We start from the raw sequence: 19,598 nt of genomic DNA on the forward strand, positions 1-19,598 counted from the left end.
GATCAGCGGGCGGTGCAGGCCAGGCCGGCCAGCGGCTGGGACGTGCCGGTGACGACGGCGCCCCAGGTCGTCGTCGCTCCGGCGGCCAGGGTCCCGTTGTAGGTCGCGTTGGCCGCCCGCACCTGCTGGCCGGTCTGGGTGGGCACGGCGTTCCAGGAGTTGGTCACCTGCTGGGTGCCCGCGAACGAGAACGCCGTGGTCCAGCCGGACAGCGCGGTGGAGCCGGTGTTCTTGACGGTGAACTCCAGCTGGTGGCCGCCGTTCCACGAAGACGTGACCGCGGAGGTCGCGCTGCAGGACGTTCCGGCCGGAGTGGTCGGCGTGGTGGACGTAGTCGGCGTCGTCGGCGTCGTGGTGGGAGTGCTGGTCCCGGTCGTGTAGCTGATGCCGGTGTAGGCGGCCCCGCAGCCCGAAAGGCATTGGTCCGGCAACGTGAATCGGTACACGCGGCCGTCGTTGACGAGCGCGTCACTCGCGTCCCGGACCCGGATCGCGTACGCGGTGCCCGCCGTGGCGGTCGGGCCGATGATGAAGGCCTGCCCCAGGTCGCTGTCCGGCTGCGCCTGCTGCCAGCTGCCGTCCGCGCCGAGGAACTCCACGCCGTGGACGCCGTTGGGCAGGTGCGACACGGCGATGGCCGTCCAATACCGCTGCGCGCCCTGGAGGAAGCCGAGTTTCAGGTCGCCGGTGTAGCTCGGGGCGGCCACGTAGGACCACGAAATCCGCCGGTTGTTCCAGTGCGCGGGGTTCATGTCGCCGACCGGGACGCCGTTCTTCACGAACCGGTTGAGCGACGCGGTCGACAGGTCGAGGTGCCCGGGATCGTCGCGGCACCAGGCGTTCGAGTCGCCGCAGCTGTCGGCCACGACCATGGTCAGTTGGGCGCCGGCGTAGCCGTCGGTCACCCAGGACCCGTTGCGGCAGAACGGTTGTCCCGGCGCGCCGTCGTTGACGCCGGTGCAGTAGTCGCCGATGGTGACCTGCACGAACCGCCCGCAGTTGCGGCCGTTGTCCCACAGGCCGATCTTCGCGGCCTGGGACGGCGGGATCGGCCGCGGGTAGAAGCCGTAGTCGCCGGGGGTGTTGTAGACGTTGAGGGCGACGAAATCGGGCGAATCGAGCACGTCCTGCGGCAGGCCGCAGCCGCCGTAGGGGGCGCCGAGCGCGTCGAAGTGGGTGGCGTTGCCGGTGATCGGGGTAGCCGGTGCGGCACCCGACTTCCACGGCCACAGCAGGGAAACGGTCACGACGAGGACGGCGATCACGGCGAGCACACCCGGGCGCGCGGCCATCCGGCGGGAGGCGGATCCCATGGACTCTCCTTCCGCCTTCGGTCACCGCGACCGGCGGACGAGCAGCCCCGGGCGGCGATGTCTGGAAGCGCTCCCAGAGTCCCCGCGCGTCCGCCGTTTGTCAATCGCCTCCTCGTCGTTACGCCGGCCCGCGGGCCACGACGGTCAGCCGGTCGAGGGTGAGCCGGCCCGTGGTCAGCCGCAGCCCGATCGCGGGCGACCAGCCGGCGGCGACCGCTGTGCCGAAACCGGGGCTCCGCCCCGGGCCGGGGGCTCCGCCACCCGGATCCCCTGGAAGGGCCGGGTGAGCCGGCCGGGATCGTGCGCAGCAGCGGCCGCCGGCGCTGCTTGCCTCCTCGTCGTTACGCCGGCCCGCGGGCCACGACGGTCAGCCGGTCGAGGGTCAGCCGCCCGGTGGTCAGCCGCAGCCCGATCGCGGGCGACCAGCCGGTGGCGACCGCTGTGCCGAAACCGGGGCTCCGCCCCCGGGATCCCCCGGAAAGCCGGATGAGCCGGCCGGGATCGTGCGCAGCAGTTGCCGCCGACGCTGCTTGCCTCCTCGTCGTTACGCCGGCCCGCGGGCCACGACGGTCAGCCAGTCGAGGGTCAGCCGCCCGGTGGTCAGTCGCAGCCCGATCGCGGGCGACCAGCCGGCGGCGACCGCTGTGCCGAAACCGGGGCTCCGCCCCCGGGATCCCCCGGAAAGCCGGGTGAGCCGGCCGGGATCATGCGCAGCAGCGGCCGCCGACGCTGCTTGCCTCCTCGTCGTTACGCCGGCCCGCGGGCCACGACGGTCAGCCGGTCGAGGGTGAGCCGCCCCGTGGTCAGCCGCAGCCCGATCGCGGGCGACCAGCCGGTGCCGACCGCTGTGCCGGCCGGGATCGTGCGCAGCAGCTGCCACCGGCCCTGGTGGCCCAGCCAGCTCGTCAGGCCGCCCCGGTGGTCGGCCACGACGGCGAACCGGTCGCCCGGTGCCCAGGTGACCGCGGTGCAGCACCCGCCGGTCACGTCGTCGCCGTAGTCGCGCCCGCCCGCGCGCACGTCCGCGCCGGACGTGCCGAAGTGGTTGTTGTACCAGGCCAGGGCGAGATCGTCGGGCCCGTCGGCGCGGCCGAGGAGCACGCTGTCCTCCGGTGCGCCGCCGGCGAAGGCGCGGGGTTCGAGAAGCACCGCGAAATCGCCGGCCGGGGCGGGCACCGGCGCCACGAGCACGGCGGACGACTGCCGGCTCGCGGACGCGACCAGAGCACCGTCGGCCTGGCTCAGTTCGGGCACCGGTTCCCCGAACCGCGCGCCGATCCGGTACGGCTTCAGCTGGTTTCCGCTGAAGTCGTCGTCCCAGACCGGCGTGCCGAAATCGGCCGGATCGAAGACGACCTCCGCCCGCACGAGGTCCGCGGTGCTGCGCACCGGGGTGCCGTGGTCGAGCGTGCCGACCAGCAGCCGCACCGGGGCCTGGGTGCCCACCGGCGTGTCGGCGGGGGCCGTCACGCGCCATCGCAGCGGCACGGGCCGGCCCGGCGTGAGCCGGAGGTCGCCGGCCGGGCCGATCGGCTGGGCCGTCCAGCCCCGCGGCAGGGTGAGCGTGGGCCGGACGGTCATCGCCTGCGAGCTGCCGACCGTGCCGCTGATCTCGACCGGCTGCCCGGGTCGCACGCTCACCGGGCCGTCGGGGAGCCGGACGTCGAGCCGCTCGTCCTCGGCGCGCCACGCCTGCACCGCCGTGATCCCGACCGCGCCACCGTCCACTCTGGACGGCAGGACGCGGAGCCCGTCGGTGCGGACCGGCGGCTGGACGAGGACGCGGTTCGGCTTGCCCCGCACCGGCGTGCCGGGATCCCGTTGCTGGCCGGGGAGATCGGCCCACGTCCCGTCGGCGGTGCGGTACTGCAGGGCGTAGGAGTCCGGCGTGCGGACGCCGCCACCGTCGTCGTAGAAGGAGATCCGGACGTCGGAGACGTCGGTGGCCGCGCCGAGGTCGACGGCCAGCCAGTCGCTGCGGTTCGGGCTGCCGTAGTTCGTCCAGCGCGTCGACGGGACGTCGAGGTCGAAGTCCTGGCCGTCGATCGCGTTCGCCGGGCTGTCCGCGTGCCAGGTGGAGGACGCGGACGCCGCCGGGTAGCCGGTGCGGGCCGGGTTCGCCAGGTCGTCGACGACGGGAGCGGTGCCGGTCGCCTTGCCGGGGCGCACCGGCACGTCGACCGGCGTCAGGCCGCTCTGGCGGAGCACGAGCTTGCCGTCCAGCCAGACGCTCAAGCCGGCCCCCTGCCGGTAGACGTGGCCGTCACGGTCCCAGGCGACGGTCAGGTTCCGGCCGTGGTAGGGCACGTTCTCGACGGCGAACTGGTCCCAAGTGGACGGAACGAGCGGCGCGAGCCGGACGTGGTCGCCCTGCTGGGGCCGGATGCCGAGCAGCCCGGACAGCACGAGGTCGTCGAACGTCGAGTGGTTGTAGTCGTCGCTGTGCCCGGGGGAGTCGTAGAGCCAGCGGTCTTCGTCGGGGTAGTGCGCTTCGGCGACGTAGGGCGCGCCGTTCTTGCGCTGGGTGAGGGCGTACCCGCGCAGCAGGGCGTAGTAGTCCTGCGTGGAGACGTAGGGCTGCGGGGGATAGTCGGTGAGCAGGTTCGCCAGCGCGGTGAGGGTCTGGCTCGTCGCGTAGGGCCAGCTCGGACCCGACCAGCGGCAGCACCCCTGCTGCACGTCGTGCATGAACCACGGGCTCCGCCGTTCGACGGTGGTGGGCCCGAAGGGGGCCGCGAAGCCCGCCGGGTCGGTCACCTGCGCCCACGCGGCGGCGGCACCGGCCGGGGCCATGTGGAAGTACCAGGGCACGTAGCCCATTTCTTCCCGGTCCGCGATCTTGGTGCGCGCGGGGTTGCCGTCCCGCATGACGTGCTTGTAGAACTGGTCGCCGCCGTCCCACAGGACGCGGTCCTGGTTCGCCTGCAGGGAGCGGGCATCCCGCTCGTACCGGTCGGCGAGCTGCCGGTCGCCGGGTGCGCCGCGCCGGCGCAGCAGGCTCGCGATGGCCTGCGCGTCACCGTACTGGTAGGCGTTGAGCGTCGGGCGGAACCCGGCGCCGCCGTGGTAGGGGTCCGGGCTCTGGTAGGAACTCGCGGTGTACTCCATGGCGTCCCAGACCGGAACCTGCCAGTAGAGGCCGAGTTTCGGGTCGAACTGGGGCGCCCAGGCGGCCCACTGCCGCTGCAGTTCGGGGAGCCGGTCGACGGCGAAGTCCCAGCGGCCGTCGACGGCGGCCCGGGCGAGCACGGCGTCGGCGGCCCAGAACGAGTATTCGTGGGCCCAGTCGGTGGTGTTCTCGTTGAGGCCGTCGGTCGCCGGCTTGGCGCCCGCGCCGCTGCCGCGCAGCCAGTAGTCGACGTAGTCGTCGAGGTACCGGTGGTCGCGCAGCCACCGCCCTTCGTAGAGGTGGTGCCCGGCGGCGGCGTCGATCCCGCCGCCGGGAGCGGAGTACCCGACCGGGCCGAGGAATTCGGAGACGATCCAGCCGTCGTCCGGGCCGGTGTACTTGAGGGCTTCCTTGTAAGTGCGCCACCGGTAGTAGTAGGTGTCTTCGATCGCCTTGTCCGGCAGGTCGACGAACGGGATGTTGGCCTCGTACCACCCGGGATCGCCGAAGCCGGCGAGCCTCGCGGTGTGGTCGAGCAGGTGCGTCCCGGGCCCGGGATCGGGGTACACCGGCGGTGGGGCGGCCTGGCCGGCCGCCGCGGGGACCGCGGCCGCGGACAGCGCGAGGACCGTGGTGGTCAGGACCGTGCACAGACGTCGAAGCGAGCGCATGCTGTCGCTCCTCATGCTCCTGGGGACCCGGGCAGGGAGACGGTAGCCGGTCGGATACAACGTTGTAAATACTGCTTTACAACGTTGTATCCAGGGTCCGGCCACCCGGGCGGCCGACCATCGGCCGCCCGGGTGATCCCGTCGCCTTCCGTCGCGGCCGGTCCGCCGCGACGGGGGAGCCCGGCAGGCTCAGGGGCGCCAGGCCGGGTCGCGGCCGAGGAAGCCCATCAGCCGGTCCTGCGCCGAAGCGTCGTCGGCGACCGGCACCGCCGGCCCGAACTGCCCGCTGTCGCGCAGCAAAGACTCCATCGGCCGCATCCCGGCCAGCGTGGCGGCGCAGCGTTCCTCGCCGAGGTCCGGCTCGCGGCCCAGTGCCTTGGCGAGATCCCAGGAGTGCATCCAGACGTCGTTGGTGTAGAACTGGTCGATCGCCTCGTCCACCGGCCGGTCGCCGGTGTGCGGGTTGCTGAGCACCCGCCCGGCCGGGTCGTCGAGGATGGCCTGGATGTCGGCGACGTGCTGCTTCCAGGCGCCGGCCGGATCGGCGTCGACGGTCAGCGCCGGGAGTTCGATTCCGGCGCCCCGCAGGAATCCGCGCGGCCATTCGACCAGGTGCCGCACCACGTCGAGGGCGGTCCACTCCGCGACCGGGCTGGGGCGCGTCCAATCGCCGGCCGAGGCCGACTCCGTCAGCTCCGTGAAGCGGGCGGCTTCCTGCGCGTGCCGCTGGGCGGGTCCGGTGGCTGTCATTTCACGCCTCCTTGGCGAGCAGTGCGTCGAGCTTGGCGTAGCCCTCGTTGATCCCGACGTCCATGCCGCTGGACAGCATGCCGTCCCGGGTGGCGAAGTCCGGCACCACGCTCAGCACCCGCAGCCGGGTGCGGCCGCCCTCGATTTCTTCCAGGGTCAGCGTTTCCAGGGCGACGCCGTCGGGCTCGCCGTCGTAGGTGAACGTCCACACGATCCGCTCGTCCGGCCGCACTTCGTGGAAGCTGCCGTGGAAAGCGGCGATCTCCTCGCCGCCGCGGTCGTTGGCGAAGGCCCACTCGCCGCCCGAGCGCGCGTCCCACCGCGTGATCCTCGTGGTGACCGAGTGCGGTCCGACCCACTGCGCGTACAGCTCGGGGTCGATGTGCGCGCGGAACACCTGCTCGGGTGCGGCGTCGAAGTCCCGGACGAGCCGGATCGTCGGGACCTTGTCGTCGGCCAGGATCTCGGTTTCGTGCGTTGTCGCGGTCATGACGCGTCCTTTCGCGGCCGGGCTTCTTCGCCGGCCATGCGGCCCAGCAGTGCGTCGAGGCGCCGGTAGCGCTCCTCGGCCTGCCGCCGGTACCGCTCGATCCACTTGGTCATCAGGTCGAACACCTCGGCATCCAGGTGGACGGGACGGCGCTGGGCGTCCTTGCTGCGCGTGACCAGCCCGGCTTCCTCCAGCACCTTCACGTGCTTGGAGACCGCCTGCAGGCTCATGTCGTACGGCTCGGCCAGCTCGCCCACGGTCGCGTCCGCGCCGGCCAGCCGCGCCACCAGATCGCGCCGCGTCGGGTCGGCCAGTGCCGCGAACACCCGGTTGAGCCGTTCGCTGTCTTCGTCCACCGGTTCGTCCTCAACTCTTCGGTTGAGCAAGACCGTAGGTGCTCTCCGGGATGTTGTCAACCTGATGGTTGAGAAGGGTGGGGGCTCCGCGTGCGGAGCCCCCACCCGGTGGATCAGAAGTGGTCGGGCGTGTCGATGCGGCTCCGGACCAGGGCGCCGGACGCGGTCAACCGGCCGGTGCCGTAGTCGCTGCCCGCGCAGGTGCCCGGTTGCAGCGCGGCACTGCTTTCGTCCGCGTCGGAGTACGTCCAGTTCGCGTAGCTGATCTGCAGCTGGTCGAGCAGATCCAGCCAGGCCGTGGTGCTTTGCTGGTCCAGGGCGCCGCCGCCGGTCGCGGTCACCGTGCCGAACTCCGTGACGAACAGCGGCAGCTTCGCCGCCGCCCGGCTCACCGTGGCGCGGTAGTTGTCCTTGTGGCTGGCGGCGTAGAAGTGGAACGTGTACATGATGTTCGCGGCGTTGACCGGGTTGTTGACGATCTCGGTTTCGCTGGAGCCGTCGGAGACGCCGAGTGACGACCACCCGCGGGTGCCGACGATCACGACGGCGTCCGGGTCGGCGGCGCGGATCACCGGGATGACCTGTTCGGCGTAGCTCTTGATGGCGCCCCAGCTGACGCCGTTGGGTTCGTTGGCGATCTCGTAGATCACGTTCTTCCTGGCCGCGTTGCGCGCCGCCACCGCCGCGAAGAACGTCTTGGCGCGGTCGAGGTTGTAGTTCGGATCGCCCGGGGTGAGGGTGTGGAAGTCGACGATCGCGTACATCCCGCGTTCCTCGGCTTCGCCGACGAGACTGTTGACCCGGTCGGTGAACCACGCCGGGTTGGTCTCGTAGCCCTTTTCCTGGACGTACATGGCGATGCGGAGCAGGTCGGCGTGCCAGTCGTTCGCGAGCGCGTTCAGGGACGCGTCGTTGTAGCAGGAGTCGAACCACTGGAGGCCGTGCGTGCTCATGCCGCGCAGCTGGATCGCGCGGTTCGCCTCGTTGCACAGGTGGACGCCGCAGACGTGCAGCTGCCCGTTGGCGGCGAGCGGCGTGCCACCGGGGGAGGGCGTGGTGGTGGTCGTCGGAGTGGTGGTCGTGGGCGTGGCGGGTGTGGTGGTGGTCGTCGTCGACCCGGTACAGGTGACGCCGTTCAGGGTGAAGGACGTCGGCACCGGGTTGGCGCCGGTCGTGGTGCCGGTGAAGCCGAGATCGGTGGTGGCACCCGTGGCGAGGGTCCGGTTCCAGTCGGGGTTGGCCGCGGTGGCGATCGCGCCGGACTGCGCCCAGGTGGCGTTCCAGCCCTGGGCGACCTTCTGGCCGCCGTCGGGGAAGGTGAACCGGAGCAGCCAGCCGGTGATCGCGTCACCCAGGTTGGTGACCTTCACCCCGGCCTGGAAGCCGCCTTGCCACTGGTTGGTGATGGTGTACTCGACGCGGCAGCCTTGCGCGGCGGCCGAGGCCTGGGGCATGGCCAGCACGGCGGTGCCGCCGAGAACCGTCGCGCCGGCGGCCGCCAGCGCGGTGATGGAGTGCTTCATTGAACTCCCTTGGGTCCGGTGTTCGAAGATTTCACCAGGCTGGGAGCGCTCCCAGGAATGAGAACATTCGGCGCCGGTCCGCGTCAAGACTTCCCGCCCTGATGCCCTGCGGGTATCACCGGCGCCGGAAGAGGTCTTGGACGAGGCCCTCCCGCCGGCGGGAGAGTGGGGGAGCATTCGAAAGGAGCAGGCATGAAGGTCTTTCTGACCGGTGGGTCCGGCTACATCGGCCGGGCCACGATCGCGGAACTGGTGCGGACGGGGCACGCCGTCGAGGCGCTCGCCCGCAGCGACCGCGCCGAGGCGGCCGTTACGGCGGCCGGGGCCACCGCCGTCCGCGGCGGGCTCGGCGATCTCGACGTCCTCGCCGGCGGTGCCGCCCGGGCGGAGGCGGTGATCCACCTCGCCCAGGCGACCTCGGGGGAGGAGGACCTCGCCGCGGCGAGGGCGATGGGCGGCGGTGGCCCGTACGTGCACACCGGCGGCACGTGGGTGTACGGCGACACCGGCGGGCTGCGGGACGAAACCGCGCCGTGGAACCCGCCGGCCGTGGTCGCCTGGCGCAAGCCGGTGGAGGACGCGGTGCTGGCGCGGGCGGCCCACCCGGTGATCGTGCGGCCCGGGCTGCTGTACGGCGGCGAAAACCGGCTGATCGACGCGTTCTTCGTCGAGCCGGGCCGCAAACGCGGGGCGATCCCGTACATCGGCGAAGGGGCCAACCACTGGGCACTGGTCCACGTCGACGACCTCGCCCGGTTGTACGTGGCGGCGTTGTCGGCCGGACCGGGGTCGGTCTACGTCGGGGTGGGCGGAGTGAACCCGGCCGCGAAGGAAGTGGCTGAGGCGTGTGCGCACGCGGCCGGCTTGGCCGGGAAGACGACGTCGATCACGCTGGAGCAGGCGCGGGCCGAGATGGGCCCGGTCGCCGACGCGTTCGCCCTCGACCAGGAGTTCACCCCGGCCAAGGCGCGGCGGGAGCTGGGCTGGGAGCCGCGGTACCCGGATCCGGTGCGGGTGCTCGCCGGCGGCTGAGCGGGCGCCGCGGGTAGCACCGGCGGGCCGCCGCGGCGCGTCCGGCCCCGGATGTCTGACCCCGTCACCAGGGATTTCGGCCGCGAGTCGCGGACCGGCCGTCTGCTCCGTAAGGTGTGTCCAGCCGTGTGGCGGGTCGACGTTCGTGGGAAGCCGGGGAGCATGCAGCCGGAGGAGTGGCGGGATCTCGTCGACGGCCTGCCCGTCGTCGTGTGGGAAGCCGACGCCCGCAGCGGCGCCTTTTCCTTCGTCTCCGATGCCTCGCGCACCCTCCTGGGCCACCCGCCCGAGTCGTGGGCGGCCGATCCCGGGTTCGCCCTCTCGGTGATCCACCCGCAGGACCGCGACCACTGTGCGCGGGCCCGGGAGGCGGGCCAGGCCCAGGGCGGCTACGAAATCACCTACCGCGCCCTGGCCGCCGACGGCCGGGTGGTGTGGCTCCACGAAATCGGGCGGGTGCGGCCGGGCGGCGAGGCGATCGGCGGCGTGCTGCTGGACGCCTCGGGACGGCGGTCCGAAGCGGAGCGGCAGCGGTTCCTCGCCGAGTTCGAACGGGGCCTGCAGGAACTGGACGACGCCGAGGACGTCATGGCCTACGCGGCCCGCAGCCTCGGCGAACACCTCGGCGCGGACCGCTGCGCCTACGCCGAAGCGGAAGACGACGAAGACCACTTCCTGATGAGCGGGGACCACGCCACCGGTCTGCCGCCGCTGCCCGGCCGCTTCGCCATGTCGGCGTTCGGGGACGGCTGCATGCGCGCGATGCGGGCCGGGCGCTCGTGGGTGGTCGCCGACAGCCGCCACGACGACCGCCTCGAGCCGGCGGACCTGGACGCCTACCGCGTGACCGGCATCCGCGCCGTGATCTGCGTACCGCTGCTGCGCGGCGGCCGGTTCGTCGCGGCGATGGCCGTGCACCAGGCCACGGTCCGGGAGTGGACGGACGCGGAGGTCGAACTGGTCGAGCTCATCGTGAGCCGGTGCTGGGAGTCCATCCAGCGCACGCACGCCGGCCGCGCCCTGCGGGACAGCGAACAACGGCACCGGCTGCTGGTGGAACGCGCCACCGACGCGATCTGGGTGCTCGACCGCGACCTGCGGTTCGCCGAGATCAACCCCGCGGCCTGCGAACTGCTCGGGTACGCGCGCGAGGACCTGATCGGCACGCCGATCACCGCCCTGCTCGACGAGGCCGGGGGCGAACGGTGGCGGCAGCTGATCGCCCGGCCGGGCGATGTCCGGGAGACCAGCGAAGTCGACCACGTGCGCCGGGCCGACGGCACGGAAATGGCGCTGGAGCTGAGCATCCAGGCCACCCCCTCGGGCGTGCAGGCGATCGGCCGCGACGTCACCGAGCGCCGGCGGCGCGAAGCCGAGCGCGAACTCCTGCTGCAGCGTGAGCACGAGATCGCCGAGACGCTGCAGCGCAGCCTCCTGCCGCGTGAACTGCCCGCCCTGCCCCGGATCGCGGCCGCGGCCCGCTACCAGCCGGCCGCCGTGCACGCCCAGACCGGCGGGGACTGGTACGAGCTGGTGGCGGTGGGGCCGACCCGCGTCGCATTGTCCGTCGGCGACGTCGTAGGCAAGGGACCACAGGCGGCGGCGGTGATGGGCCAGCTGCGCAGCGCGCTGGCCGGCAGCCTGCTCGACGGCCACGGCCCGGCCGCCGCCCTCGACCGCCTGGACGCCTTCGCGGCGCGCACGGCGGGAGCGGCCGGCACGACCTGCGCGTGTCTCACGCTCGACTGGGAGACCGGCGAACTGCGCTGGGCGGTGGCCGGGCACCCGCCGCCGGTGGTCGTCGAGGAGGGCGGCGCCCGGCTGCTGTCGGGCGGCGGCGCCGTGCTCGGCGGCCCGGACCGGGCGCACCACCGCGAGCACGCCGTGACGCTGGCGCCCGGCGCCTCGGTGCTCCTGTACACCGACGGCCTCGTCGAGCGGCGCGACGAGCCGATCGACGAAGGACTGCGGCGGCTGTGCGAAGCCGCCGCCCGCGCGCACGCCGCCGCGCCGGAGCGGCTGGTCACCGCGATCGGCGCGGCCCTGCTCGACAGCGGCCAGGAGGACGACGTCGCCCTGCTGGCGATCCGCTTGGTGCCCCCGCCCCTGCGGCGCTCCGCGGCCGCCGAGCCCGACGTGCTGCGGCGCCTGCGCGAGGACCTCGCGCGCTGGTCGGCGCTCGCCGGGCTGCCCGCGGAGCTCCACCAGGACCTGAGCCTCGCGCTGGGGGAGGCCGTGGCGAACTCCGTCGAGCACGCCTTCCCGGAGAAGCCGGGCGAGGTGGCGTACTCGGTGACCCGCACGGCGGACGGCCGCCTCGAGGCCCTCGTCCGCGACGACGGCCGCTGGCGGCGAGAGCCGGCGGACAACAGCCACCGCGGCCGCGGCATCGGGATCATCAAGGCCCTGTCCGAGGAATTCGGCATCGACCACGGTGGTGAGGGCACCGCCGTCCGGTTCCGCATCGCGCCGGAGCCGGGCGCCGCGCCGGAAAGCCCGCCTGTGGCACCGGAAATCGTGGTCCCGGCCACGGTGTCGGTGGACGAAGGCGGCCCGGGCCCCCTGGCGTTGAAGCTGACCGGCGACCTCGATTTGGCGACCATCGGCGAGGTCCGGGCGGCCGTCCTGGCCAGCGTCGAAGCCACGGCCGTCGAGTCCGTGGTCGTCGACCTGACCGGACTGCGTTACTTGAGCAGCTGCGGCATCGCCCTGCTGCTCGACGTCGCGGCGGTGGCCCGGCGCCGCGGCCTGGCGGTCACGACCCGGGCGAGCGCGGCTTCCGCGCCGCTGCGCATCCTCGAGCTCGCCGGCCTCGTGGGGGCGCCGTCCGGAGCGTTCGTGGTGGAAAGTGTTGCGCCGTAACGGTGGCACCGTGGTCGCATGGGGATGACTTGGCCGCCGTCGTACCGGCCGTGCCGTGCTCCCGCCCACGTCACCGGGCGCCTGAAGTTTCGAAGCGGAACGCCGCCGGTTCCCGGGCGCACCCGAGCGGCGCGGCGGCGCTCACGCTGGCCGGGCTCGACGTGCCGGCGCCTCCGGTGACGGCCGTCCTGGAGCCGCCGCCGTGGCCGCCGTCGTACCGGCCGTGCTCCCGCCCGCACCGGCCGCCGCGGTGGCGTACCTGATCAGCGACCCCGGTTGACCGCGCTGATGTCGTCCTGAAGCCGTTCCCGGACATTCGAACTGGCGTCCCGCGGCGCGGGTGCCGCCGGCCGGGACGGCTCGCCCGCCGGACCCGGCACCGGGAACACCTGGTGCTCTCCGGGCAGCGGGACACCCGGGCAGATGGTGGCCGCGGGGCGGCCGGCGCCGAGGTAGAAGCCGTTCACCAGGTCGTCCACACAGGAATTGCCACTGACCGCGTACTGGCCGTGGAAGGGTGACTCCGCCACCGAGATCATCGGGATCCCGGCCGCGCGCGCCGCCGCCTCCGCCTGCTCGTAGCCGGTCTGCGGATCGAACTCGCCCTGGACGACCAGGATGTTCTTCGCGGCCCGCGGCGAGAGTGTCGGCAGCTGGTGCTGGGGCGCGTCGGACCAGAAGCCGCACGCCTCGCTGAGGCCGTACGCCCAGCCGAACAGCGGGTAAGCCGGCCCCTGCAGGTCGCTGAGCAGCTTGTACCAGCTCGCGGTCCGCGTCGGCTGGTCGCCGCACGCCACGGCCAGCCGGGTACCGGGGACGTCGGCGTAGTCGGGCTCCGGCGGGTCCGCCGCCACGTCGGCCGCGGTCAGCCGGTCCGCCGGAAGGCCGAAGACGGCCCGGGAAGCCCGGTCGAGGTCGGTGCGCAGCGCCGCGGGCGCGGGGGCGGCGGCCGCGCCGTCGAGCGCGGCCGCGCCCTTGGTGAGGACCAGCGCGCCGGTCAGCCACTGCCGGGGGCTGCCGTTGCCGACGAAGACCGAGTCGAAGACGTCGGGTGGCACGCCCTTTTCCTTGAAGAAGGTCCGCAGCCGTTCCCACTTGACGCGGACTTCGGCGGCGGTCTTGCCGAGCTGCTCCGGGAACCGCCGGGCCAGCCACGGCGCGTAGACGCGGTCGAACTGGCGCTGGTCGATCTTCGGGAACGCTTCGAACGCGGCTTGGAGGCGGCCTTCGAAGTTCACGCTGGAGTCGAGGACCATCTTGCCGGCCTGCTCCGGGAACAGCGACGCGTACTTCGCGCCGAGCCAGGTGCCGTAGGAGAAGCCGAGGTAGTTCAGCTTCTCGTCGTCCAGCAGCGCGCGGATCAGGTCCATGTCGTGGGTGGTCTGCCAGGTGGTGATGAACGGCGCGAGCGCGTCGCTCTGGCACGCCTCGGCCAGCACGCGCGGCGTCCGCTGGTGCAGCGCGATGCTGGTCGCCGAGCGGTCGCGGGCGTCGAGGTCGTCGTCCTGCGGCAGCCGCCCCAGCGGCACCCGGCACACGTACCCCTCGTCCGTGCCGCCTTCCTGGCCGGTGCCCCGGGGGTCCATCCCGACGATGTCGTAGTGCTCGTTCAGCTTCGGTTCCAGGCCGGCCAGCGCGCCCGCGAGCGAAGTGCCTTGGCCACCGGGGCCGCCCGGGTTCACCAGGATCGCGCCCTGCCGGCTGCCGGTCGCGGGCACGCGGCTGATCGCCACCTGCAGGTCGGTGCCGGCCGACGGGGCCGCCCAGTCCCGCGGGACGGTGATCCGCGCGCACTGTGCGACCGGAGACGGGCCTGTCCGCTGCTTGAACGGGCACGCGCCCCAGGAGACCTCCTGCCCCCGGTACGGCGCGAGCGGGTCGGGCGTGGTCGCGGCGGCGGGCGCCGAGGCCGCCACCAGGACCGAGACGGCCACCGCCAGCCCTGCTCGGGACGTTCGCACCGCAATTTCCTTCCTCACGCACCAGCCGTGAAGATCCAAGCACGCCCGGTGGGGGAGAAGCAGCACGAAGACCGCGGATCGCGCCAGGGAACGCTCGATCCGGTGAACGCGGCCGGGCGGCTCAGGTGCGGTACGGGCCGTGGTTCCCGAGATCGGGGCTGATCCGCGGGTGCGGGCCGTCCTGGCCGGGCACCGGGGTGACGGCGGGGCGCCACGCCGGGTCCGTCGAGGCCGGCTCGACGACCACCTCGGTGGCCGGCCGGACGTAGGTTTCGGTGCCGCGCGGCTCGCCGTCGCGGTCCTGGAAGTGGTTCTCCACGATCCGGTCCTGCCGGCGCTGGGCGAGCACGGCCAGCGTGAGCACGTGGGCCACGGCCATCAGCAGCAGGAAGATGCCGAGCCGGCCGACCAGGGCGGCCGTCGAACCCGACCACTGCGGGCCGACGACGGAGAGCAGGGCGAGCACGCCGAAGGAGACGAGGTGGAAGACGGTCACCACCATCCACGCCAGCGAGCCGGTCCCCTCCCCGCCGTCCGGCCCGCTGAGGTAGCGCCGGCCACCGCGGTAGAGCACCTGGCCATCGGCCACCACGAACACCAGGCCGATGATCAGGAATCCGGTGAGGTCGTTGTCGGGCATGCGTCTCCTCCTCGTTTCCGGCGGGGTACCCGGCGGGACCGGCGGCGGCCGCCGGTTCACCGGAACGAGCGACGGTCGGTCCGCTCACACCGGGGAATCAATCCCGGCCGCCGGACGTCTGAGGTCGTGTGAAGAAGATTGGCTTCCTCTCGTTCGGCCACTGGTCGGCGAGCGCGCACTCCGAGACCCGGTCGGCCGCCGACTTCCTGCACCAGGCGATCGACCTGGCGGTGGCCGCCGAGGAGCTCGGCGTGGACGGCGCCTACTTCCGCGTGCACCACTTCGCGCAGCAGGCGGCGAGCCCGTTCCCGCTGCTCGCCGCGATCGGCGCGCGGACGTCGAAGATCGAGATCGGCACCGGCGTGATCGACATGCGCTACGAGAACCCGCTCTACATGATCGAAGACGCGGGCGCGGCGGACCTCATCTCCGGCGGCCGGCTCCAGCTCGGCATCAGCCGGGGATCCCCCGAGCAGGTGATCGACGGCTGGCGGTACTTCGGCTACGCCCCGGGTGAGGGCGAGACGGATGCCGACATGGCCCGGCAGCACACCGAGGTGTTCCTCAAGCTGCTCGAGGGCGAGGGGTTCGCCCAGCCGAACCCGCGGCCGATGTTCGCCAACCCGCCGGGCCTGCTGCGGCTCGAACCGCACTCCGAGGGCCTGCGGGACCGCATCTGGTGGGGCTCCGGCTCGAACGCGACGAGCGTCTGGGCGGCGAAGCTGGGCATGAACCTGCAGAGCTCGACGCTCAAGGACGACGAGACGGGCGAGCCGCTGCACGTCCAGCAGCGCAAGCAGATCGAGGCCTACCGCGAGGCGTGGACGGAAGCCGGGCACGAGCGGGAGCCGCGGGTTTCGGTCAGCCGCAGCATTTTCGCGCTGACGAACGACCAGGACCGCGCCTACTTCGGCCGCGACCGTCACTCGCGCGACCAGGTCGGCATGATCGACGAGAACACCCGGGCCATCTTCGGCCGCTCCTACGCCGGGGAGCCCGACGAGCTCGTGCGGCAGCTCAAGGAGGACGAGGCCGTCCAGGCCGCGGACACGCTGCTGCTCACGATCCCGAACCAGCTCGGCGTCGACTACAACGCGCACGTGCTGGAGAGCATCCTCACCCACGTGGCCCCGGAGCTGGGCTGGCGCTGAGGGGGACGGCCCGGTGGCGGCCGGGCCGGTCTCCGATCAGCCGTGGGAGACGTTGAGGCCGTAGAACGCGACCCGCGCGCCCTTCGTCGTGCTGCTCGAAGAGGACTGGTTGTACGAGCCGGCCTTGAAGTACTGCTTGTACGCCTTGAACGACGACGGGATGCCGTAGTGCGTGGTGCTGCCGTTCACCGTCAGGTCGATCGTGGTGCCGCCGGAAATCCCGATCGTGTAGGTCCACGTCTTGCCGACCGAGACGTGGCCGACGGTGTGGGACGTCTGCCCGCCGTCGGGGGAGTTCTCGGTGCCGAGCACGATGTCCCCGCTCGCCCGGTAGTACAGCTCCAGCAGCGGTTTCGTCGACGAGCCGCCGGTGCCGAGGTGCACCTGGCCGACGCACACGTTCGACGTCACCGAAACCACGCGCAGCGTCGCGCTCAGCTTGTGCGACCCGCTCAATGACCAGTTCGCGGCGGAGCCGTCGCGGTTCATCTCGCGCAGCTCCGAGCGCGCGTAGTTCGAATTCGGCGTCGTGACGCCCTTTTCCGGCGCCCAGAAGGTCATCGCGCCGTCGCGGGTGTCGGTGTAGAAGTAGCTGTCCTGAAAGCCGTTCGGGCCCTGCAGCCGGGACGAGGAGATGGTCGTCGGGCTGCCCGGTGAGCCGACCGGCTCCTGCAGCTGCCAGACCGAGAGGTCGAAGTTGCCGCCCGGGGCCACGGACGGATCCGCCGCCAGCGCGGGGGACGCGGTGGCCACGGCCAGCGCCGGGATCGCCAGGAGGGCGAGGAAAGCACGCACACGCATCGTTGGGTGTCCTTTCGCGGTGGAACGCACCATTCGTTCACGGACGTGAAATAAATGGTCTGGACAACCCGGCGGCGTGGACTCACGGTAGGTCGGCGATCGCCCCGGTGTCAAGATCGCCGCGCGCACGGACGGGCCCGGCCGATCGCGGAGATCGGCCGGGCCCGTGCGGGGGTGGATCAGGCGAGGTCGAAGCGGTCGAGCTCCATGACCTTCGTCCACGCGGCGATGAAGTCGGCCACGAACTTTTCGCGAGCGTCGTCGCTGGCGTAGACCTCGGCCAGCGCCCGCAGCTGCGAGTTCGACCCGAAGACGAGGTCGACCGCGGTGGCGGTCCACTTGACCTCGTCGGTCGTGACGTCGCGGATCTCGTAGACGTTCTCCGCCGACTCCGACGCCTTCCACTTCGTGCCCGGCGCGAGCAGGTTGGCGAAGAAGTCGCCTGAGAGCACGCCCGGCTGGTCGGTGAGGACGCCGTGGGCGGCACCGCCGTGGTTCGTGCCCAGCACCCGCAGGCCGCCGACGAGGGCGGTCATCTCGGGCGCGGACAAGCCGAGCATGTAGGCGCGCTCGACGAGCAGCACCTCCGGCTGCAGCTTCTCGCCGGCCCGCAGGTAGTTGCGGAACCCGTCGGCGCGCGGCTCCATCACCTTGAAGGAGTCGACGTCGGTCTGCTCCTGCGAGGCGTCGGTGCGGCCCGGGTGGAACGGCACGGTCGTCTCGACGCCGGCGTCGAGCGCCGCCTTCTCGACGGCCGCCGAGCCGGCCAGCACGATGAGGTCGGCGAGCGAGATCTTCGCGCCGCCCGCCTCGTTGAACTCGCGCTGGATGCCCTCGAGGGTCGCCAGGACCTTGCCGAGCTGCTCGGGCTGGTTGACCTCCCAGTTGCGCTGCGGCTCCAGGCGGATCCGGGCGCCGTTCGCGCCACCGCGCTTGTCGGTGGAGCGGAAGCTCGCGGCCGACGCCCACGCGGTCGAAACCAGCTCGGAAACCGAAAGGCCGGAGTCCAGCACCTTCGCCTTGAGCGCGGTGATGTCGGCGTCGCCCACGAGGTCGCCCTCGGCGGCGGGCACCGGGTCCTGCCACAGCTGCGGCTCGGCGACCCACGGGCCCAGGAAGCGGCTGACCGGGCCCATGTCGCGGTGCAGCAGCTTGTACCAGGCCTTGGCGAAGGCCAGCGCGAACTCGTCCGGGTTCTCCAGGAAGCGGCGCGAGATCGGGCCGTAGACCGGGTCGAAGCGCAGCGACAGGTCCGTCGTGAGCATCGTCGGCTTGTGCTTCTTGTTCGGGTCGTACGGGTCCGGGATGATTTCCGGGGCGTCCTTGGCGACGTACTGCTTGGCGCCGCCGGGGCTCGTGGTGAGCTCCCACTCGAAGCCGAAGAGGATCTCGAAGAAGCGGTTGCTCCACTCGGTCGGCTTGTCGGTCCAGGTCACCTCGAGACCGCTGGTGATCGCGTCCGGGCCCTTGCCGCTGCCGTGCGTGCTCAGCCAGCCGAGGCCCTGCGACTCCAGCGGGGCGCCCTCGGGCTCCGGGCCGACGTGGTCGTCGGCGATCCCGGCGCCGTGGGTCTTGCCGAAGGTGTGGCCGCCGGCGATGAGGGCGACGGTCTCCTCGTCGTTCATCGCCATCCGGGCGAAGGTCTCGCGGATGAAGTGCGCCGCCGCCTCGAAGTCCGCGCTGCCGCGGGGGCCTTCGGGGTTGACGTAGATGAGCCCCATCTCGGTCGCGCCGACCTCGGGCGCCATCTCCGAGTCGCTGACGTAGCGCTCGTCGCCCAGCCAGTCGTCCTCGGGGCCCCAGATGATCTCCTCGGGCTCCCAGACGTCCACCCGGCCGAAGCCGAAGCCGAAGGTCTTGAAGCCCATCGACTCCAGGGCGACGTTGCCGGCGAGCACGAGCAGGTCGGCCCACGAGATCTTCTGGCCGTACTTCTGCTTGACCGGCCACAGCAGGCGGCGCGCCTTGTCGAGGTTGGCGTTGTCGGGCCAGCTGTTGAGCGGGGCGAAGCGCTGGTTGCCGTCACCGGCACCGCCGCGGCCGTCGTGGATGCGGTAGGTGCCCGCGGCGTGCCAGCTCAGGCGGATCATCAGGCCGCCGTAGTGCCCGAAGTCGGCCGGCCACCAGTCCTGCGAGGTGGTGAGCACCTCGGTGATGTCGCGCTTGAGGGCGTCGACGTCGAGCTTCGCGAACTCCTTGGCGTAGCTGAAGTTCTCGCCGAGCGGGTTGCCCTTCGCGGAGTGGGCGTGCAGCACCGACAGGTCGAGCTGGTTGGGCCACCAGTCCTTGTTCGTGCGCGGACGTCCGCCAGTCTTCGGCTTCGGCGAGTCGATCGCCGGGTTCTCGCTCTCGCTGCCGTGCGAGGTCACCGAGTCGTGCGCGACCGGGCAACCGGCCGCCGCCTTCTTGTCCACGCCCTGCGCGCTGGACGGGTTGTCCTGGGTGGAGCTCATTTACTTCCTTCCGGGAGCGGCGAATCATTTCGGGGGCGTCCGGCCGCGCACTCGGGGCAGGTGCCCCAGTAGACGACCTCCGCCTGGTCGATCACGTAACCGTGGTCGTCCGAAGCGGTGAGACAGGGGGTGTGGCCGACGGCGCACTCGACGTCGGCTATCGCCCCGCACGAACGGCACACGACGTGGTGGTGGTTGTCACCCACCCGGGTCTCGTAGCGGGCGTTCGCCCCGGCCGGCTGGATGCGCCGGATGAGCCCGGTGTCGGTGAGCGCCCGCAACACGTCGTAGATCGTCTGGTGCGATACCGCCGGGTACCCGGCCCGCACCAGCTCGATCACCGTCTCGGTGTCGACGTGGGGATGGTCGCGCAACGCGGCCAGCACGGCCAGCCGGGGCCGGGTGACCCGCAGCGAGACCGCCCGCAGCTGCGCTTCGAAGTCTGACATCGCCGCCGACCCTAGGGCGCTTTCTGGAATGAGTCAA

The 19,598-nt window shown here is 72.3% G+C and carries 14 protein-coding genes; 3 read left to right on the top strand and 11 right to left on the bottom strand.

Features of this window, described 5'->3' with window-relative positions:
- Positions 1-2: 2 nt before the first annotated feature.
- The 6 genes from AB0M30_RS04585 to AB0M30_RS04610 form a co-directional block, all read right to left on the bottom strand.
- Positions 3-1,313: a cellulose binding domain-containing protein gene (locus AB0M30_RS04585; protein WP_364579783.1), complete on the bottom strand. Its 1,311-nt coding sequence runs from the start codon at positions 1,311-1,313 to the stop codon at positions 3-5.
- 747 nt (positions 1,314-2,060) lie between these two features.
- Positions 2,061-5,093 carry a discoidin domain-containing protein gene (locus AB0M30_RS04590; protein WP_364579786.1) on the bottom strand — a complete coding sequence of 1,011 codons (3,033 nt, stop codon included), beginning with the start codon at positions 5,091-5,093 and terminating at the stop codon, positions 2,061-2,063.
- A 189-nt stretch (positions 5,094-5,282) separates the two neighbouring features.
- A complete protein-coding gene (locus AB0M30_RS04595) occupies positions 5,283-5,843 on the bottom strand; it encodes a maleylpyruvate isomerase family mycothiol-dependent enzyme (RefSeq protein WP_364579788.1) in 561 nt (186 codons plus the stop codon).
- A gap of 1 nt (position 5,844) precedes the next feature.
- Positions 5,845-6,333: an SRPBCC family protein gene (locus AB0M30_RS04600; protein WP_364579790.1), complete on the bottom strand. Its 489-nt coding sequence runs from the start codon at positions 6,331-6,333 to the stop codon at positions 5,845-5,847.
- Positions 6,330-6,689 (bottom strand): metalloregulator ArsR/SmtB family transcription factor, encoded by a 360-nt coding sequence (locus AB0M30_RS04605; protein WP_360175572.1) that lies wholly within the window; start codon positions 6,687-6,689, stop codon positions 6,330-6,332. The genes AB0M30_RS04600 and AB0M30_RS04605 overlap by 4 nt, the downstream gene beginning before the upstream one ends.
- Positions 6,690-6,802: 113 nt before the next feature.
- On the bottom strand, positions 6,803-8,212 hold the full coding sequence (locus AB0M30_RS04610; protein WP_364579793.1) for a cellulase family glycosylhydrolase: 1,410 nt from the start codon (positions 8,210-8,212) through the stop codon (positions 6,803-6,805).
- Between the two features lie 192 nt (positions 8,213-8,404).
- Here AB0M30_RS04610 and AB0M30_RS04615 point away from each other — a divergent pair, with 192 nt between their 5' ends.
- Both AB0M30_RS04615 and AB0M30_RS04620 read left to right on the top strand, forming a co-directional pair.
- A complete protein-coding gene (locus AB0M30_RS04615; RefSeq protein WP_364579796.1) occupies positions 8,405-9,244 on the top strand; it encodes an NAD-dependent epimerase/dehydratase family protein in 840 nt (279 codons plus the stop codon).
- Positions 9,245-9,370: 126 nt separating this feature from the next.
- Entirely contained in the window at positions 9,371-12,106 is a 2,736-nt protein-coding gene (locus AB0M30_RS04620) for a SpoIIE family protein phosphatase (protein WP_364579798.1), read from the top strand.
- Between the two features lie 263 nt (positions 12,107-12,369).
- Here AB0M30_RS04620 and AB0M30_RS04625 read toward each other — a convergent pair whose 3' ends face one another.
- On the bottom strand, positions 12,370-14,067 hold the full coding sequence (locus AB0M30_RS04625) for an alpha/beta fold hydrolase (protein ID WP_364579801.1): 1,698 nt from the start codon (positions 14,065-14,067) through the stop codon (positions 12,370-12,372).
- A gap of 121 nt (positions 14,068-14,188) precedes the next feature.
- Positions 14,189-14,707 (bottom strand): hypothetical protein, encoded by a 519-nt coding sequence (locus AB0M30_RS04630; RefSeq protein ID WP_103338815.1) that lies wholly within the window; start codon positions 14,705-14,707, stop codon positions 14,189-14,191.
- 128 nt (positions 14,708-14,835) lie between these two features.
- Here AB0M30_RS04630 and AB0M30_RS04635 point away from each other — a divergent pair, with 128 nt between their 5' ends.
- Entirely contained in the window at positions 14,836-15,858 is a 1,023-nt protein-coding gene (locus AB0M30_RS04635) for an LLM class flavin-dependent oxidoreductase (RefSeq protein WP_364579804.1), read from the top strand.
- 36 nt (positions 15,859-15,894) lie between these two features.
- Here the strand turns inward: AB0M30_RS04635 and AB0M30_RS04640 are convergent, their stop codons facing one another.
- The 3 genes from AB0M30_RS04640 to AB0M30_RS04650 form a co-directional block, all read right to left on the bottom strand.
- Positions 15,895-16,659 carry a polysaccharide lyase family 7 protein gene (locus AB0M30_RS04640; RefSeq protein WP_364579806.1) on the bottom strand — a complete coding sequence of 255 codons (765 nt, stop codon included), beginning with the start codon at positions 16,657-16,659 and terminating at the stop codon, positions 15,895-15,897.
- Positions 16,660-16,838: 179 nt separating this feature from the next.
- A complete protein-coding gene (katG, locus tag AB0M30_RS04645; protein WP_364579809.1) occupies positions 16,839-19,112 on the bottom strand; it encodes a catalase/peroxidase HPI in 2,274 nt (757 codons plus the stop codon).
- Positions 19,109-19,561 (bottom strand): Fur family transcriptional regulator, encoded by a 453-nt coding sequence (locus tag AB0M30_RS04650; protein ID WP_364579812.1) that lies wholly within the window; start codon positions 19,559-19,561, stop codon positions 19,109-19,111. The genes katG and AB0M30_RS04650 overlap by 4 nt, the downstream gene beginning before the upstream one ends.
- Between the last annotated feature and the right edge of the window lie 37 nt (positions 19,562-19,598).

This window comes from Amycolatopsis sp. NPDC051716, assembly GCF_040681595.1.
Taxonomy (GTDB): Bacteria; Actinomycetota; Actinomycetes; order Mycobacteriales; family Pseudonocardiaceae; genus Amycolatopsis.

What these genes read in the sequence shown, in the direction of transcription:
- AB0M30_RS04640 (WP_364579806.1), bottom strand. Translation starts at nt 16,659, where the DNA reads ATGCGTGTGCGTGCTTTCCTCGCCCTCCTGGCGATCCCGGCGCTGGCC.
- AB0M30_RS04650 (WP_364579812.1), bottom strand. Translation starts at nt 19,561, where the DNA reads ATGTCAGACTTCGAAGCGCAGCTGCGGGCGGTCTCGCTGCGGGTCACC.
- AB0M30_RS04600 (WP_364579790.1), bottom strand. Translation starts at nt 6,333, where the DNA reads ATGACCGCGACAACGCACGAAACCGAGATCCTGGCCGACGACAAGGTC.
- AB0M30_RS04585 (WP_364579783.1), bottom strand. Translation starts at nt 1,313, where the DNA reads ATGGGATCCGCCTCCCGCCGGATGGCCGCGCGCCCGGGTGTGCTCGCC.
- AB0M30_RS04615 (WP_364579796.1), top strand. Translation starts at nt 8,405, where the DNA reads ATGAAGGTCTTTCTGACCGGTGGGTCCGGCTACATCGGCCGGGCCACG.
- AB0M30_RS04595 (WP_364579788.1), bottom strand. Translation starts at nt 5,843, where the DNA reads ATGACAGCCACCGGACCCGCCCAGCGGCACGCGCAGGAAGCCGCCCGC.
- katG (WP_364579809.1), bottom strand. Translation starts at nt 19,112, where the DNA reads ATGAGCTCCACCCAGGACAACCCGTCCAGCGCGCAGGGCGTGGACAAG.
- AB0M30_RS04590 (WP_364579786.1), bottom strand. Translation starts at nt 5,093, where the DNA reads ATGCGCTCGCTTCGACGTCTGTGCACGGTCCTGACCACCACGGTCCTC.
- AB0M30_RS04630 (WP_103338815.1), bottom strand. Translation starts at nt 14,707, where the DNA reads ATGCCCGACAACGACCTCACCGGATTCCTGATCATCGGCCTGGTGTTC.
- AB0M30_RS04610 (WP_364579793.1), bottom strand. Translation starts at nt 8,212, where the DNA reads ATGAAGCACTCCATCACCGCGCTGGCGGCCGCCGGCGCGACGGTTCTC.